The organism is Streptomyces sp. NPDC058008, assembly GCF_042886395.1.
GTDB lineage: Bacteria > Actinomycetota > Actinomycetes > Streptomycetales > Streptomycetaceae > Streptomyces.
Genome location: NZ_JBHVQX010000032.1, coordinates 1 through 13,603 on the forward strand (window position 1 = coordinate 1; position 13,603 = coordinate 13,603).

General features: G+C 73.5%; 16 protein-coding genes. 11 read left to right on the forward strand and 5 right to left on the reverse strand.

The features are described from left to right. From ACFVS9_RS27135 to ACFVS9_RS27160, 6 genes are all read left to right on the forward strand, one after another. Positions 1-676, forward strand: a 676-nt coding sequence (locus ACFVS9_RS27135) for an acetyl-CoA carboxylase biotin carboxyl carrier protein subunit (RefSeq protein ID WP_389936291.1), incomplete at its 5' end; no start/stop codon positions are given. After that, positions 673-1,842, forward strand: a complete 1,170-nt coding sequence (locus tag ACFVS9_RS27140) for an acyl-CoA dehydrogenase family protein (protein ID WP_383116630.1) — start codon at positions 673-675, stop codon at positions 1,840-1,842. The genes ACFVS9_RS27135 and ACFVS9_RS27140, both read left to right, overlap by 4 nt. Before the next feature lie 79 nt (positions 1,843-1,921). Further along, entirely contained in the window at positions 1,922-3,499 is a 1,578-nt protein-coding gene (locus ACFVS9_RS27145; RefSeq protein ID WP_389936294.1) for a 4-coumarate--CoA ligase family protein, read from the forward strand. Next, on the forward strand, positions 3,496-4,236 hold the full coding sequence (locus tag ACFVS9_RS27150) for an enoyl-CoA hydratase family protein (protein WP_389936297.1): 741 nt from the start codon (positions 3,496-3,498) through the stop codon (positions 4,234-4,236). The genes ACFVS9_RS27145 and ACFVS9_RS27150 overlap by 4 nt, the downstream gene beginning before the upstream one ends. Further along, positions 4,224-4,826, forward strand: a complete 603-nt coding sequence (locus ACFVS9_RS27155) for a TetR/AcrR family transcriptional regulator (protein WP_383116627.1) — start codon at positions 4,224-4,226, stop codon at positions 4,824-4,826. The genes ACFVS9_RS27150 and ACFVS9_RS27155 overlap by 13 nt, the downstream gene beginning before the upstream one ends. 16 nt (positions 4,827-4,842) lie before the next feature. Then, complete coding sequence (locus ACFVS9_RS27160; protein ID WP_389936300.1) at positions 4,843-5,082, forward strand: hypothetical protein; 240 nt, start codon at positions 4,843-4,845, stop codon at positions 5,080-5,082. A gap of 44 nt (positions 5,083-5,126) precedes the next feature. On the opposite strand, the gene ACFVS9_RS27165 is transcribed toward ACFVS9_RS27160, so the two are convergent. Both ACFVS9_RS27165 and ACFVS9_RS27170 read right to left on the reverse strand, forming a co-directional pair. After that, positions 5,127-5,351, reverse strand: a complete 225-nt coding sequence (locus tag ACFVS9_RS27165) for a DUF397 domain-containing protein (RefSeq protein WP_389936303.1) — start codon at positions 5,349-5,351, stop codon at positions 5,127-5,129. Further along, on the reverse strand, positions 5,338-6,162 hold the full coding sequence (locus ACFVS9_RS27170) for a Scr1 family TA system antitoxin-like transcriptional regulator (protein WP_383116624.1): 825 nt from the start codon (positions 6,160-6,162) through the stop codon (positions 5,338-5,340). Before ACFVS9_RS27170 ends, ACFVS9_RS27165 begins: the two co-directional genes overlap by 14 nt. Positions 6,163-6,317: 155 nt before the next feature. On the opposite strand from ACFVS9_RS27170, the gene ACFVS9_RS27175 reads away from it, so the two are divergent. Together ACFVS9_RS27175 and ACFVS9_RS27180 are read left to right on the forward strand one after the other, a co-directional pair. After that, entirely contained in the window at positions 6,318-6,581 is a 264-nt protein-coding gene (locus tag ACFVS9_RS27175; RefSeq protein WP_389936306.1) for a hypothetical protein, read from the forward strand. Further along, a complete protein-coding gene (locus ACFVS9_RS27180) occupies positions 6,578-6,892 on the forward strand; it encodes a hypothetical protein (RefSeq protein WP_389936309.1) in 315 nt (104 codons plus the stop codon). Before ACFVS9_RS27175 ends, ACFVS9_RS27180 begins: the two co-directional genes overlap by 4 nt. 261 nt (positions 6,893-7,153) lie before the next feature. Here the strand turns inward: ACFVS9_RS27180 and ACFVS9_RS27185 are convergent, their stop codons facing one another. Next, complete coding sequence (locus tag ACFVS9_RS27185) at positions 7,154-8,263, reverse strand: citrate synthase 2 (RefSeq protein ID WP_383116621.1); 1,110 nt, start codon at positions 8,261-8,263, stop codon at positions 7,154-7,156. Between the two features lie 256 nt (positions 8,264-8,519). On the opposite strand from ACFVS9_RS27185, the gene pdxH reads away from it, so the two are divergent. Further along, the gene (gene pdxH, locus ACFVS9_RS27190) at positions 8,520-9,152 is read left to right on the forward strand and encodes a pyridoxamine 5'-phosphate oxidase (RefSeq protein ID WP_383116634.1); all 633 of its coding nucleotides are present in this window, start codon (positions 8,520-8,522) and stop codon (positions 9,150-9,152) included. Between the two features lie 4 nt (positions 9,153-9,156). Here the strand turns inward: pdxH and ACFVS9_RS27195 are convergent, their stop codons facing one another. Further along, positions 9,157-9,762 carry a TetR/AcrR family transcriptional regulator gene (locus ACFVS9_RS27195; RefSeq protein WP_383116620.1) on the reverse strand — a complete coding sequence of 202 codons (606 nt, stop codon included), beginning with the start codon at positions 9,760-9,762 and terminating at the stop codon, positions 9,157-9,159. 112 nt (positions 9,763-9,874) lie between these two features. On the opposite strand from ACFVS9_RS27195, the gene ACFVS9_RS27200 reads away from it, so the two are divergent. Continuing rightward, positions 9,875-10,660, forward strand: coding sequence for an SDR family oxidoreductase (locus ACFVS9_RS27200; RefSeq protein ID WP_389936313.1), 786 nt, complete (start codon positions 9,875-9,877; stop codon positions 10,658-10,660). Between the two features lie 389 nt (positions 10,661-11,049). Further along, on the forward strand, positions 11,050-12,438 hold the full coding sequence (locus ACFVS9_RS27205) for a PAS domain S-box protein (RefSeq protein WP_383116618.1): 1,389 nt from the start codon (positions 11,050-11,052) through the stop codon (positions 12,436-12,438). 297 nt (positions 12,439-12,735) lie between these two features. Here the strand turns inward: ACFVS9_RS27205 and ACFVS9_RS27210 are convergent, their stop codons facing one another. Further along, positions 12,736-13,491 (reverse strand): SIS domain-containing protein, encoded by a 756-nt coding sequence (locus tag ACFVS9_RS27210; protein ID WP_389936316.1) that lies wholly within the window; start codon positions 13,489-13,491, stop codon positions 12,736-12,738. Positions 13,492-13,603: the final 112 nt, after the last annotated feature.

Below are 13,603 nucleotides of genomic sequence, written 5' to 3' on the forward strand. Positions count from 1 at the left end.
GGCCCACCAACCCCCCCGGCCCCACCCCCCCCCCCCCCCCGCGCCCCCCCCCCCCGCGGGCGCGCGCGCGCGGCCGGACGCCCCCCCGGCGGCCGGCCGCCGGACGGGCCCCGCCCGCTTCGGCGCATGGCGCAACCTGCCCTCGCAGCCGCAGACCAGGAGCTACCGGGCCGAGCCCGACGGCACCCCGTACGAGATCGCCTACCGCACCGGCCGGACCGGGACCCCGGCCCCGGAAACGGGCGAGCGGGTCCTCGCCGCCCGCCCGGACGCCGTCGTCCTCGAAACCGGCGGTGTGACACGCCACTTCACCGTCACCGCCCACGGCGACCGGACCTACGTGGACACCGCGTCCGGCGCGTACACCTTCACCGCCCTGCCCCGCTTCACCGACCCCGCCGACCGCACCGCACCCGGCTCGCTGCTCGCCCCCATGCCCGGCACCGTCGTGCGTCTCGCCGTCGGGCTCGCCCCGGGAGCGGCCGTCGAGGCCGGGCAGCCGCTCGTCTGGCTGGAGGCGATGAAGATGGAACACCGCATCCTCGCGCCCGCCTCGGGCACCCTCACCGCGCTCCACGCCGCCCCCGGACTCCAGGTCGAGGTCGGCACTCTGCTCGCCGTCGTACAGGACGCACCGCCGCCCGCGCCCGCCCACCAGGAGGAGACGACCCCATGAGCACCAGCACCGTTCTCGAAACCGAGGAGCACCAGGCACTCAGAGCGGCCGTCGCCGCGCTCGGCCGGCGGTTCGGCCGCGAGTACACCACCGGCCTCGCCCGCGACGGCGAGCACCCCCGGGCCCTGTGGGCCGAGGCCGGCAAGCTCGGCTACCTGGGCGTCAACCTGCCCGAGGAGTACGGCGGCGGGGGCCGCGGCATGGCCGAGCTCTCCATCGTCCTGGAAGAACTGGGCGCCGCCGGGAGCCCCCTGCTCATGCTGGTCGTCTCCCCGGCCATCTGCGGCACGGTCATCGCCCGCTTCGGCACCGAGGCCCAGAAGGCGGCCTGGCTCCCCGGCCTCTCCGACGGCTCCCTGACCATGTCGTTCGGCATCACCGAGCCCGACGCCGGATCGAACTCGCACCGCATCACCACGACGGCCCGCCGCGACGGCGGGGACTGGATCCTGAGCGGCCGCAAGGTCTTCATCTCCGGCGTCGACATATCCGACGCCACCCTGATCGTCGGCCGCACCGAGGACGCGCGGTCCGGCAGCCTCAAGCCCTGCCTCTTCATCGTCCCCCGCGACGCACCCGGCTTCGGCCGCACCCCGATCGACATGGAACTACAGGCGGCGGAGAAGCAGTTCGAGCTGGTGCTGGACGACGTACGGCTGCCCGCGGACGCCCTGGTCGGCGACGAGGACGCCGGGCTGCTCCAGCTCTTCGCCGGACTCAACCCGGAACGGATCATGGGCGCGGCCTTCGCCATCGGCATGGGCCGCTACGCCGTCGGCAGGGCCGTGGAGTACGCGAGGACCCGCACCGTCTGGAAGGGCGCGCCCATCGGCGCCCACCAGGCCGTCGCGCACCCGCTCGCCCAGGCGCACATCGAGCTGGAGCTCTCCCGGCTGATGATGCAGAAGGCCGCGAGGCTCTACGACGACGGCGACGACACCGGCGCGGGCGAGGCCGCCAACATGGCCAAGTACGCGGCGGCGGAGGCCTGTGTCAGGGCCGTCGACCAGGCCGTCCACACCCTGGGCGGCAACGGCCTGACCCGCGAGTACGGGCTCGCCTCCCTCGTGACGGCCGCACGTGTCTCCCGCATCGCCCCCGTCAGCCGGGAAATGATCCTCAACTACGTCTCCCACCAGACCCTGGGCCTGCCGAAGTCGTACTGACGGCCCCGGCCGCGTCCCGCGTCCCACCCGCCCCCACGGGGGCGGTTCCGGCTCTCCACCCGCGTCGAAGAGGACCGCCATGGTGTTCCAGAGCGAGTACGCAGACGTCCCGCCCCTCGAAACCCCCCTCCACGAAGCGGTCCTCGGCCGCGCCGCGGACTTCGGCGACACCCCCGCCCTGATCGACGGCACCGACGGGATGACCGTCACCTACGCCCAGCTCGACACCTTCCACCGGCGCATCGCCGCGTTCCTCGCCGCCGCGGGCCTCCGCAAGGGCGACGTGCTGGCCCTGCACAGCCCCAACACGGTCGCCTATCCGCCCGTCCTCTACGGGGCGACAAGGGCCGGTGCCACCGTCACCACGATCCACCCGCTCGCCACCGCCGAGGAGTTCGCGAAGCAGCTGAAGGACGCCGGGGCACGCTGGATCGTCACCGTCTCCCCGCTCCTCGACGTCGCCCGGGACGCGGCCGCACGCGCGGGCGGCATCGAGCAGATCTACGTCTGCGACCAGGCCGAGGGCCACACCTCCGTACTCGACATGCTCGGCTCCACCGCACCCGGGCCGGAGATCGACTTCGACCCGGCCGAGGACGTCGCCGTGCTCCCGTACTCCTCGGGCACGACCGGCACCCCCAAGGGCGTCATGCTCACGCACCGCTCCCTCGCCACCAACCTGGAACAGCTGCGGCCCTTCGTCCCCCTCGGGGAGCGCGACCGGATCCTCGCCGTACTGCCCTTCTTCCACATCTACGGGCTGACCGCCCTCATGAACGGGCCGCTGCGCTACGGCGCGACCGTCGTCGTCCTGCCCCGCTTCGACCTCGCCCAGTTCCTGGAGACGGTCCAGACCCACCGCATCACCGGGCTCTACGTCGCCCCGCCCATCGTCCTGGCCCTCGCCAAGCACCCCGTCGTCGGGGACTACGACCTCTCGTCGCTGGAGTACGTCGTCAGCGCCGCCGCGCCCCTGGACGCCGGACTCGCCGCCGCCTGCTCGACCCGGCTCGGCGTCCCCTCCGTCCGGCAGGCCTACGGCATGACCGAACTCTCGCCCGGCACCCACGTCGTGCCCCTCGACGCACAGGACCCGCCGCCCGGCACGGTCGGGAAACTGCTCCCCGGCACGGAGATGCGGATCGTGTCCCTGACCGACCCGGGCGCCGACCTCGGCACCGGCGCCGACGGCGAGATCCTCATCCGCGGACCGCAGGTGATGAAGGGCTACCTCGGCCGCCCCGACGCCACCGCCGCCATGATCGACCCCGAGGGCTGGCTGCACACCGGGGACGTCGGCCGGGTCGACGAGGACGGCTGGCTGTACGTCGTCGACCGGGTCAAGGAACTCATCAAGTACAAGGGCTACCAGGTCGCCCCCGCCGACCTGGAGGCCCTTCTCCTCACCCACCCCTCGATCGCCGACGCCGCCGTCATCGGGGTCCACGACGCCGACGGCAACGAGGTCCCCAAGGCCTTCGTCGTCCGCCGGCCCGACGCGGGCGGCCTCACCGCCGAGGACGTCATCGCCTACGTCGCCGGGCGGGTCGCCCCGTACAAGAAGGTCAGACGGGCCGAGTTCATCGACGCCGTACCCCGCGCGGCGTCCGGCAAGATCCTGCGGCGCGAGCTGCGCGACCGGGAGACGCCGCGATGACCCTGGCACCCCCGTCCCACGACCGGGGCATCACCACCCTCACCCTGGACTCCCCGGCCAACCGCAACGCGCTCTCCGCCCGACTCGTCGGCGCGCTCTCCGACGCCCTGGCGGCCTGCGCGGACGACGACGGTGTCCGGGCCGTCGTCCTCACCCACACCGGCAACACCTTCTGCGCGGGCGCCGACCTGACCGCACCACCCGAACCGGCGGCGTTCGTCGCCCTGATGCGCGCGGTCGTCGCCCTCCCCAAACCCGTCGTCGCCCGGGTCACCGGCCACGTCCGGGCCGGGGGCCTGGGCCTCCTCGCGGCGTGCGACATCTCGGCCGCCGGGCCGGAGGCCACCTTCGCGCTCACCGAGTCCCGGCTGGGCCTCGCCCCCGCCGTCATCTCCCTGCCCCTGCTGCCCCGCCTCGACCCGCGCGCCGCCGCCCGCTACTACCTCACCGGCGAGCGCTTCGACGCGGCGGAGGCCGCCCGCATCGGCCTCCTCACGCTGGACGCGGGCCCCGACGACGTGGACAAGGCGCTCGTACCGGTACTGGACGGACTCCGCCGAGCGTCCCCGCAGGGGCTGGCGGCATCGAAGGAGCTGGTCACGGCTACTGTGCTGGAGAGTTTCGACCAGTACGCCGAAGACGTCATCGCCCGCTCGGCAGCGCTCTTCGCCTCCGACGAAGCACGGGAGGGGATGACGGCCTTCCTGGAACGACGGGATCCCTCATGGGTGCTGTGACACCCCCCAGAACCCCCGCCGCGAAGTCCCCCAAGCAGGACCGCAGCCGCGCCACCCGCCAACGGCTGCTCGAAGCCGCGGTCGCCTGCCTCGCCGAACACGGCTGGGCGGGCTCCACCGTCTCCGTCGTCGCCGAACGCGCGGGGGTGTCCCGGGGCGCGGCGCAGCACCACTTCCCCACCCGCGAGGACCTGTTCACCGGAGCCGTCGAGTACGTCGCCGAGGAACGCTCCGCCGCCCTGCGCGCCCTGCCCGTCCAGGGCCGCACGGCGGTGGTCGCCGCCCTGGTCGACCTCTACACGGGCCCGCTCTTCCGCGCCGCGCTCCAGCTCTGGGTCGCCGCCTCCAACGAAGCCCAGCTCAGGCCCCGCGTCACCGAACTGGAAGCCCGCGTGGGCCGCGAGACCCACCGGATCGCCGTCGCGCTCCTGCGCGCCGACGAGTCCCGCCCCGGAGTACGCGAAACGGTCCAGGGCCTCCTCGACATGGCCCGCGGCCTCGGCCTCGCCAACCTGCTGACCGACGACACGGCACGGCGGGAGAGGGTCGTCGCGCAGTGGGCGGCCCTGCTCGACGACGTGCTGGGATGAGGGACCGGAGACACGGATGACCCCCGCACGCGACACACCCCGGCGCCCCCGGCGCCGCCTCCTGCACTGGTTCCGGCCGCAGGGCTCCCGCACGCTCGTGCTCGGCGTCTGCGGGGCGGTGGGCGGGATCGCGGGATCGGTCCGGAGCGCCCTGGAGGGCGGCGGACTCCTCCAGGTCACCGGGCTGTTCGGGCTGGGGGCGCTCGGGGTGCTGCTCACGATCGCCTGGATCCTGAACTACGGCGGGAAGCCGTGACGGCCGGTCCGCACCGCCGCGCGACGGGGTCCCGGGGGAACCCGTCAGGCGTCGAGTGAGCCGTTCACGACGGCCGTGACGAAGGCCGACCAGCTCGCCGTGGACGCGACCACGGCCGGTCCGCGGGCGGCCTTGCTGTCGCGCACGGGGACGGCGTCGTAACCCCGGGCCACCTCAAGGCATTCGCCCTGGTCGCCCCCGCTGTAGCTGGATTTGTGCCACCCCGTGAGAGTGGACGAGTCGGCGACCGTGCGTTCACTGCTGACCATGTTCGAGTTCCTCCGCTGCCGCCTGCACCAGGGCCAGTGACTCATCTTGCGACAACGCGTCGCTCAGCGACAGAGCGTAGGCCGTGTGGCTGGCGCTCACCAGCGCGGGGTCATCCATCAGGTGCCCCGTCATGAAGCCTTCGACATAGGCCACGGGTGCGGAGTCGGCGAAGCTCAGCAGGGTGACGAGGCTCTGCAACAGGGCGTGTGCCCCGACGCCGAACGGGACGACGTGAAGCCGGACCCGGCCGGCGTCGGCCAGCGCGGCGATGTGGCGCAGTTGCTCCGCCATGACGCCCCCACCACCGATATGGCGGCGCAGCACCGCCTCGTCGAGCAGCGTCCACACGACGGGGTTCAACGGGCTGTCGAGTACCCGGCCACGCTCCGTTCGAATGACCACGTCCCTGTCAAGCTCCTCGCGCCGGTGGTTCGGCCGGTAGGCGCGGAAGAGTGCGCGTGCGTAGCCGTCCGTCTGAAGGAGGCCGGGAACGAGAGTGAGGCCGAACTGCCGGATCTCCGTGGCCTGGCGTTCCAGCTCGGCCACCGCCGCGAAGTGGTCGACGAACTTCGTGTCCAGGTCCTCCAGCCACCGGGCGAAGAACCCGTCCGTGGCCAGCGCCCGGTCGATCCGCTGGGCGTCATCGGGGTTCGGCAGCCGGCGTCCGGCCTCGAAGTGGCTGATGAGCGTCGGCGAGCACACGATCTGCTCGCTCAGCGCCTCCTGGGTCAGCCCGGCCGTCGTGCGCCTGAGCCGCAACTCCTCGCCGTACTTCGCCCGCGCCGTGCGCGGCCTGTGATGCGACGCCATACGACCAACTCCCCTGGATGACAGGCGCGCTGTCAGGCGCGAACCCCTTCCAGGGTAGCGAGCGGCGACCTCACGCTGTGAAGAGTTGGGCACGGAGCGCAGTCATTCGCTCCTTCGTGTGGCGTGCCCACGGAACCCGAGGAGAGCAGGAAGACATGAGGGACCGTATCGCCCGGATCTTCGGACTGCGGATGAGGAGGCCGGTGCCGGAGACGGAGGCGCGCCTGCCGGCGGCCGCCAGCCCCGGCGGTGTCACGGCGCGCTGTACCGGGGAGCGTCCGCCGCGAGGAGAGGACAGCCCGCTGGTCCGGCCGTACTACGTGGCCCACGAAAGGGAGCGGGAGGCCCGCAGGCTCGCGGAGCCGAGACGGCGGCGCGTGGTCGTGCCCGTCCCGCACGGACGGGGGACGGCGGCATGAGGACGGGTTCCGGGGAACCGCGGCTGCTCCCGTGGACGACGACGGGAGGAGAGCCCTGCTATCTGCTCGGGGACGGCGCGGGCGCGGTGTCGCGGATCGCGGACCGGATCGAGAACGCGCAGCTGTCCATGGCCGGGGACCTGCTCGGCCACGCGGCGGACCTGCTGGCCGATCGCCGGTCGACCGGCGTCCAGGTGCACTACCTGGCCTGCCGGCTGGCCGAGTCCCTGGGCGACGTACGGCGCGTGGCCGAGAGCCGGGGGCGGCGGCTGGACGCCGACGCGGACGCCGACGGCCCGGACGGGGACTGACAGGGTCCGAGCGCTTTCGCGGAAAGCCCATTTCGGCCGGACCGGGGCCGCTGCTCTCTCGCTCATGAAACGACGGGGCGTCCCCGTCGGCCGCGCTCGGCCGGGCCGTGCCCCGTGCCGCCGCCGAGGGGGCCCGGCCGACCCTGTGGGGTCCCTTCACCCACTTCGGCGCCTGGGGAGCGGGGCGAGACGCACGTCCCGGGTGCCCCGCCCGTCACCTCCCCGGAACCACCGGCCGGGCTCCGCCCCCGCCCGGCGCCGTCAGTTCCGCAGGTCCCGCAGCTGGTCGTAGCCGGCGATCTCGTGCGGGTCGCGGGTGCCGGGGCCGACGTACGCGGCCGAGGGGCGCACCAGGCGGCCGGTCCGCTTCTGCTCCAGGATGTGCGCCGACCAGCCGGCCGTGCGGGCGCAGCTGAACATCGAGGTGAACATGTGCGCCGGGACCTCGGCGAAGTCCAGCACGATCGCCGCCCAGAACTCGACGTTCGTCGCCAGGACACGGTCGGGGCGGCGGGCGTGCAGCTCCTCCAGGGCCGCCTTCTCCAGGGCCTCCGCCACCTCGAAGCGCGGGGCGGACAGCTCACGGGCGGTGCGGCGCAGGACGCGGGCCCGGGGGTCCTCGGCGCGGTAGACGCGGTGGCCGAAGCCCATCAGGCGTTCGCCCTTGTCCAGCGCCTGCTTCACGTACGCCGTGGCGTCGCCCGTCCGCTCGATCTCCTCGATCATGCCGAGCACCCGGGACGGGGCGCCGCCGTGCAGGGGGCCGGACATGGCGCCCACCGCCCCGGACAGCGCGGCCGAGACGTCCGCGCCGGTCGACGCGATGACCCGGGCGGTGAACGTCGAGGCGTTCATCCCGTGCTCCGCGGCCGACGTCCAGTAGGCGTCCACGGCCTTGACGTGCTTGGGGTCCGGCTCGCCCCGCCAGCGGATCATGAAGCGCTCCACCACGGACTCCGCCTTGTCGATCTCGCTCTGCGGGACCATCGGCAGTCCCTGGCCGCGGGCCGACTGGGCGACGTACGACAGGGCCATCACGGCGGCCCGCGCCAGGTCGTCGCGGGCGGTCTCCACATCGATGTCGAGCAGCGGCTTCAGCCCCCACACCGGGGCCAGCATGGCGAGCGCGGACTGCACGTCGACCCGGATGTCGCCGGAGTGCACGGGGATCGGGAAGGGCTCGGCGGGCGGCAGACCGGGGTTGAACGCCCCGTCCACCAGCAGACCCCAGACGTTGCCGAACGAGACGTGGCCGACGAGGTCCTCGATGTCCACGCCGCGGTACCGGAGCGAGCCGCCTTCCTTGTCGGGCTCGGCGATCTCCGTCTCGAACGCGACGACTCCTTCAAGTCCGGGTACGAAGTCGGACATCGGGCGGCTCCCTCGACTCGGCGGCTGTAGGGCGGCCACGAAGGCCTGCCCTCGATACTGGCGGGTTACCACGACGCGGGGAAGGGTGACGTCCGGCACAGCCTCCCGGCCCACGGACCGGTGACCGCGCCCCTCCCCGCGGGGAACCGGAGCGCTGCGGCAGGATGGCCCCGTGCCCACAGCAGATGCCACTCCGTCTTCCGCTTCCGCCTCCTCTCGCGTCCCGTCAACCGATTGCACCACCGATCCGGCCGTGATGCGCGAGCAGTACCGCTCCGAGGACTTCACCGAGAAGGATCTCGCCGCAGACCCCATGGACCAGTTCGCCCACTGGTTCCGTCAGGTCGCCGGGGGCGGCGCGCTGCACGAGCCCAACGCGATGGTGGTGTCCACGGCCGACACCCGGGGCCGCCCGTCCTCGCGGACGGTGCTGCTGAAGCACTACGACGAGCGCGGCTTCGTCTTCTTCACCAACTACGGCTCCCGCAAGGGCCGCGAGCTGGCCGAGAACCCCTGCGTCTCGCTGCTCTTCCCCTGGCACCCGCTCGCCCGCCAGGTCATCGTCACCGGCACCGCGGCCCGCGTCGGGCGCGAGGAGACCGTGGCCTACTTCCGCACCCGCCCGCACGGCTCCCAGCTGGGCGCCTGGGCGAGCGACCAGTCGGCCGTGATCGGCTCCCGGCAGGAGCTGGTCGACCGCTACGAGGAGCTCGCCGCCCGCTACCCCGAGGGCGAGAAGGTCCCGGCGCCCCCGCAGTGGGGCGGCTTCCGCGTCGTACCGGACGCCATCGAGTTCTGGCAGGGGCACGAGAACCGGCTGCACGACCGCCTGCGGTACGTCCGGGAGAGCCCGGACGCCGGCTGGCGCGTGGAGCGCCTCTGCCCGTGACCCGTCAGCCCGCCGGCCCTCCGGACACCCCGGGGGGCGGCGGCAGGAGCCGTACGAGGTCGAGGAGGTCGGCCTCGGTGATCTCCTGCCCCAGGAACACCGTCCGGTACACGACGTAGCCGATCCAGCTGTCCACGACGGCGTCCAGCGGCAGCCCCTCGGGCAGCCCGCCCCGGGCCACGCCGTTCCGCATGAGCAGCGCGGCGGGTTCGGCGTGGGCCTTGAGCAGGTCCCGCAGCTCGGCCCGCCCGGCCTCTCCGCGCTCGGTCAGCGCACCCGTCACCACGCTGGGGTCGCCCAGCAGGGTCATGGTCCGCACCAGGTTCCGCATCCACAGCAGCGCGTCCTCGCGCACGTCGCCCGTGTCGGGCGCGGGCCCGGGGGCGAGCCGGTCCGCGACCGCCTCGGTGATCACCGCCGCCTTGTTCGGCCACCAGCGGTAGACCGTCATCCGGGCCACCCCGGCCCGTGAGGCGATGCGGTCCATCGTCACGCCCTTGTAGCCGAGCTCGGCCACCAGCTCGCGGGTGGCCGCCAGCACGGCCTCATGGGCATCGGGGTCACGGTGGGGGCCGCGCCGGGGGCGTGCGGCGGGCCGGTCGTCGTCCATGGAACCTCTTCCGGGGGCTGGGCTGTGGGCCGAGCGTACAGCCGGAATATTTAGACTGTACGTACTGTCTAATCTAGTGTCGTCCAGTACATCTCAGCGTGGAGGTTCAGTCATGGAAGACCGGTTCAGCGGCAAGGTCGTCCTCATCACCGGCGGCGGCTCGGGTCTCGGCCGCGCGACTGCCGTGCGGGTCGCGTCCGAGGGCGCCAGGCTCGCCCTCGTCGACGTCAGCGAGCAGGGCCTCGCCGACACCGCGGCGGAGGTGGAGAAGGCTGCCCCCGGCACGGAGGTCCTGCGGATCACCGCCGACGTCAGCTCCGAGACGGAGGCCCGGCGGTACGTCTCCGCCACGGTCGAGGCCTACGGACGCATCGACGGCTTCTTCAACAACGCCGGCATCGAGGGCAAGCAGAACCTCACCCAGGACTTCGGCGCCGACGAGTTCGACCGCGTCGTCTCGATCAACCTCCGCGGGGTGTTCCTCGGCCTCAAGTACGTGCTCCCCGTCATGAAGGGCCAGGGCTCGGGCTCCGTCGTGAACACGGCCTCCGTCGGCGGCATCCGGGGCGTCGGCAACCAGTCCGGCTACGCGGCGGCCAAGCACGGGGTCGTCGGCCTCACCCGCAACTCCGGCGTGGAGTACGGGCAGTTCGGCGTATCCGTCAAGGCGATAGCCCCCGGCGCCATCATGACCCCGATGGTCGAGGCGTCGCTCAAGCAGATCGACGCGGACGAGTGGGAGAAGGCCGGCGAGGCCTTCGTCAGCGTCAACCCGATGAAGCGCTTCGGCAGGCCGGAGGAGGTCGGCAACCTGGTCGCGTTCCTGCTCTCCGAGGAGTCCGGCTTCATCAACGCCACGGTCGTCCCGATCGACGGCGGCCAGTCCGAGCAGTACTGACAGCGGCGGACCGCACGGCCCGGACAAGCGGAGACCCGCAGGCTCTGGTCCCTCCTCACGGAGGAGCCGGCCGGACTTACCGGCGAGCCTGCGGGTCGGTGACTGCTCGGGATTGGCCGGCGACCGGCCTGCACTGCACAGAGCGCGACGACGGGCGTCAGCCCGCAGCCACCTCACGAGTCCGAAGAGAAATCACTTCCGGAACACCTCCTTTCGCGTGTACCCACAGCCTAGGAACGCCCCTGCGGCCGCACAACCGAATTAACGGGAGCGCCGGCGGACACCGGATTTCCTGGAAGTGGCTGTGTGGTGGCTCACATTCGAGTTCAATGGTCTGACGTGCGGCAATGCGGAACGCGTAGCGGAATACGTCCTGCGGGAGGTACGGAGTGAGTGCTTCCAGGAGCACCGGGACCACCGACGCGCTCGGCCCCGACGAGGACCCCGGACGGGACACGCCGGCCTCCGCCGTGCCGGGCTCCCGGCTCCTCGCCGCGCTGCTCGACGGGATGGACGCGGCGCTCTGCGCGTTCGACGCCCACGGCACCATCACCCACTGGAACCGCGAGGCCGAACGGATCCTCGGCTGGAGCGCCGACGACGCCGTCGGGCGGCGCGGTTTCGCGGGATGGGCCGTGCGGAGGGCCGACGCCGAGGACGTCGCGGAGCGGCTGCTGTCCGCCATGGGGGCGCCCGGCCGCCAGGTCCACGAGTTCGCGCTGCTGCGCAAGGACGGCGGACGCGTCCTCGTACGGACCCAGTCCTCCGGGGTGCGCGGCGAGGACGGGGAGCCCGCCGGGGTGTACTGCGCGTTCAGCGAGGTGGACGCGCGGATGGACCTGGAGCGCTCCATCGCGCTCGGCGAGGCCCTGTTCGAGGACGCCTCCTGGGGGGTGGTCACCGTCGACGTCGACCTCCGCCCGACCGTGGTCAACGCCTACGCCGCGCGGGCCCTGGGCGGAGGCCGCGTGAAGCTGCTGGGACGCCCGCTGGGCGAGCTGATCGTGCAGGGGGTCGAAGATCTGGAGGGCGCGCTCCAGCACGTCCTCGCCGAAGGCGCGCCGACCGCCCCGGCCGAGCTGTGGGTGACCCTGCGCACCGCCGAGGGCGAGCGGCGGCGCTGCTGGCGCAGCGGGTTCCTGAGGCTGGCCTCGCCCCTGGCGGAGGAACCGATTCCGCTCGGGGTCGGCTGGCTGTTCCGCGACGTCACCACGGCGAAGCTCGCGGAGCAGGAGGCGGACCGCGTGCGCTTCCGCGCCAACCAGCTGCACCGGGCGGCCCGCCAGGCGGCGGAGTGCGAGGACCCGATGGAGGCGGCCACGACGTCGCTGGACTACGCCCTGGCGGGGTTCGCCGACCACGCGGTCGTCGACCTGCTGGCCGGGCGGACGGCGGGGGAGCGGCTCGTACGGGCGGCGTCCACGCCCTCCGACGCGCCGGGACCCTGCCTGCCGGTCTCCGGGGGCCCGCTCCCGGCGCGGTACGCGCCGGGGCACCCGGCCCTCCAGGCCGTGGAGCGCACGGGTTCCGTCCGTGCCGCCGCGCCCCCGACGGCGGGCGAGGCGTGGGCGGCGGAGCACCGGTGGCCGGGCGACTCGGTGCACGCCCTGTGCGCGGTGCTGCGGAGCCGGGGGCGGACCCTGGGCGTGGTGACGTTCCTGCGCGCCGCCAACCGCAGCGCGTTCGAACGCCCCGACGTGACGTACGCGGAGAGCGTGGCGGTCCGGGTCGCCTCGGCGATCGACCTGGCCCGGCTGACGGCGGCGCCGGACGCCTGAGCGCGGCGCGGCCGTGCGCGTGCCAGGGCGTGGTGCGGTGTGCGGACGTCCAGGTGTGGTGAGGTGTGCGCGTGCCCCAGTGCGGCCGGAGGAGCCTGGTGTGGCGTACGGACGCTCGGCGCGGCGGAGGGACGCCTCGGTGCGGCCGGGGTGCCGGGGCGGCATAGGGACGCCGGGGCGGCGGTGGAGGTGCCGGGGGCGGCGTAGGGGCGGCGCAGGGCGTGCGGCCCGGTGGGTGCGGGCGGCGGGTCAGGGCAACGGCCGCGGCGCGGGGGCCGCTCGGGCCGGCCCGGACGCTCAGTGCCGGTAGAAGACGCGGTCGCCGTACTCCCGCATCACGCGCCCGTTCCACTCGTGCCCGCCGTCGACGTTGCCCGAGCGCAGCAGCGGCGGCTCGATCCCGCGGGCGACGAGCTCCTCCGCCGCGGTCGCCATCATGGCCTGCATGAGCGCGCTGGTGACGACCGTGGACGCGGGCGCGAACGGCGCCTCGACCCCTTCCGCCCGCAGTTCCGCGTCACCGATCGCGATCTTGCTGTCCAGCACGATGTCGCAGTGGTCCCGGAGGAAACCGCCCGAGACGTGACGGGACCTGGTGCCCGTGGTGTAGGCGACCGAGGTGACCCCGACCACCGTGAGCCCGAGGGCCCGCGCGTTCTGGGCCATCTCCACCGGCAGCGCGTTGCGCCCGGACAGCGAGATGATCACGAGGAGGTCGCCGGAACGGGCCGGGCTGGAGTCGAGCACGGCGCCGGCGAGACCGTCCACCCGCTCCAGCGCGGAGCCGAGCGTGGCGGGCATGACGTCCAACCCGACGGTGCCGGGCACCGAGAGCAGGTTCATCAGGGCGAGCCCGCCCGCCCGGTAGACGACGTCCTGCGCGGCGAGCGAGGAGTGCCCGGCGCCGAACGCGAAGAGCCGGCCGCCCGCGGCGACGGTGTCGGCGATCGCGGCCCCCGCGGCGGCGATGGCCCCGGCCTCCTCGTCCCGCACCCGCTCCAGCAGGCCGATCGCGGCGTCGAAGAACTGACCGGCGAGCTTGCTGTCGCTCATCGAGGAGGCCTTTCCTGCGGGGTGGGGGCCCGGGCGGAGCCCGTGTCGCGGATCACGTTGCGGTCTGGACCAGTGGGCTGTCAATAGTGCGCCGGACCGGCCGTGGGCACGG

Excerpts from the sequence above, each read along its gene's own strand:
- ACFVS9_RS27180 (WP_389936309.1), top strand. The coding sequence starts at position 6,578 with ATGAGGACGGGTTCCGGGGAACCGCGGCTGCTCCCGTGGACGACGACG.
- ACFVS9_RS27210 (WP_389936316.1), bottom strand. The coding sequence starts at position 13,491 with ATGAGCGACAGCAAGCTCGCCGGTCAGTTCTTCGACGCCGCGATCGGC.
- ACFVS9_RS27195 (WP_383116620.1), bottom strand. The coding sequence starts at position 9,762 with ATGGACGACGACCGGCCCGCCGCACGCCCCCGGCGCGGCCCCCACCGT.
- ACFVS9_RS27170 (WP_383116624.1), bottom strand. The coding sequence starts at position 6,162 with ATGGCGTCGCATCACAGGCCGCGCACGGCGCGGGCGAAGTACGGCGAG.
- ACFVS9_RS27185 (WP_383116621.1), bottom strand. The coding sequence starts at position 8,263 with ATGTCCGACTTCGTACCCGGACTTGAAGGAGTCGTCGCGTTCGAGACG.
- ACFVS9_RS27165 (WP_389936303.1), bottom strand. The coding sequence starts at position 5,351 with ATGGTCAGCAGTGAACGCACGGTCGCCGACTCGTCCACTCTCACGGGG.
- ACFVS9_RS27175 (WP_389936306.1), top strand. The coding sequence starts at position 6,318 with ATGAGGGACCGTATCGCCCGGATCTTCGGACTGCGGATGAGGAGGCCG.
- ACFVS9_RS27150 (WP_389936297.1), top strand. The coding sequence starts at position 3,496 with ATGACCCTGGCACCCCCGTCCCACGACCGGGGCATCACCACCCTCACC.
- ACFVS9_RS27145 (WP_389936294.1), top strand. The coding sequence starts at position 1,922 with ATGGTGTTCCAGAGCGAGTACGCAGACGTCCCGCCCCTCGAAACCCCC.
- pdxH (WP_383116634.1), top strand. The coding sequence starts at position 8,520 with ATGCGCGAGCAGTACCGCTCCGAGGACTTCACCGAGAAGGATCTCGCC.
- ACFVS9_RS27160 (WP_389936300.1), top strand. The coding sequence starts at position 4,843 with ATGACCCCCGCACGCGACACACCCCGGCGCCCCCGGCGCCGCCTCCTG.
- ACFVS9_RS27155 (WP_383116627.1), top strand. The coding sequence starts at position 4,224 with ATGGGTGCTGTGACACCCCCCAGAACCCCCGCCGCGAAGTCCCCCAAG.
- ACFVS9_RS27140 (WP_383116630.1), top strand. The coding sequence starts at position 673 with ATGAGCACCAGCACCGTTCTCGAAACCGAGGAGCACCAGGCACTCAGA.
- ACFVS9_RS27200 (WP_389936313.1), top strand. The coding sequence starts at position 9,875 with ATGGAAGACCGGTTCAGCGGCAAGGTCGTCCTCATCACCGGCGGCGGC.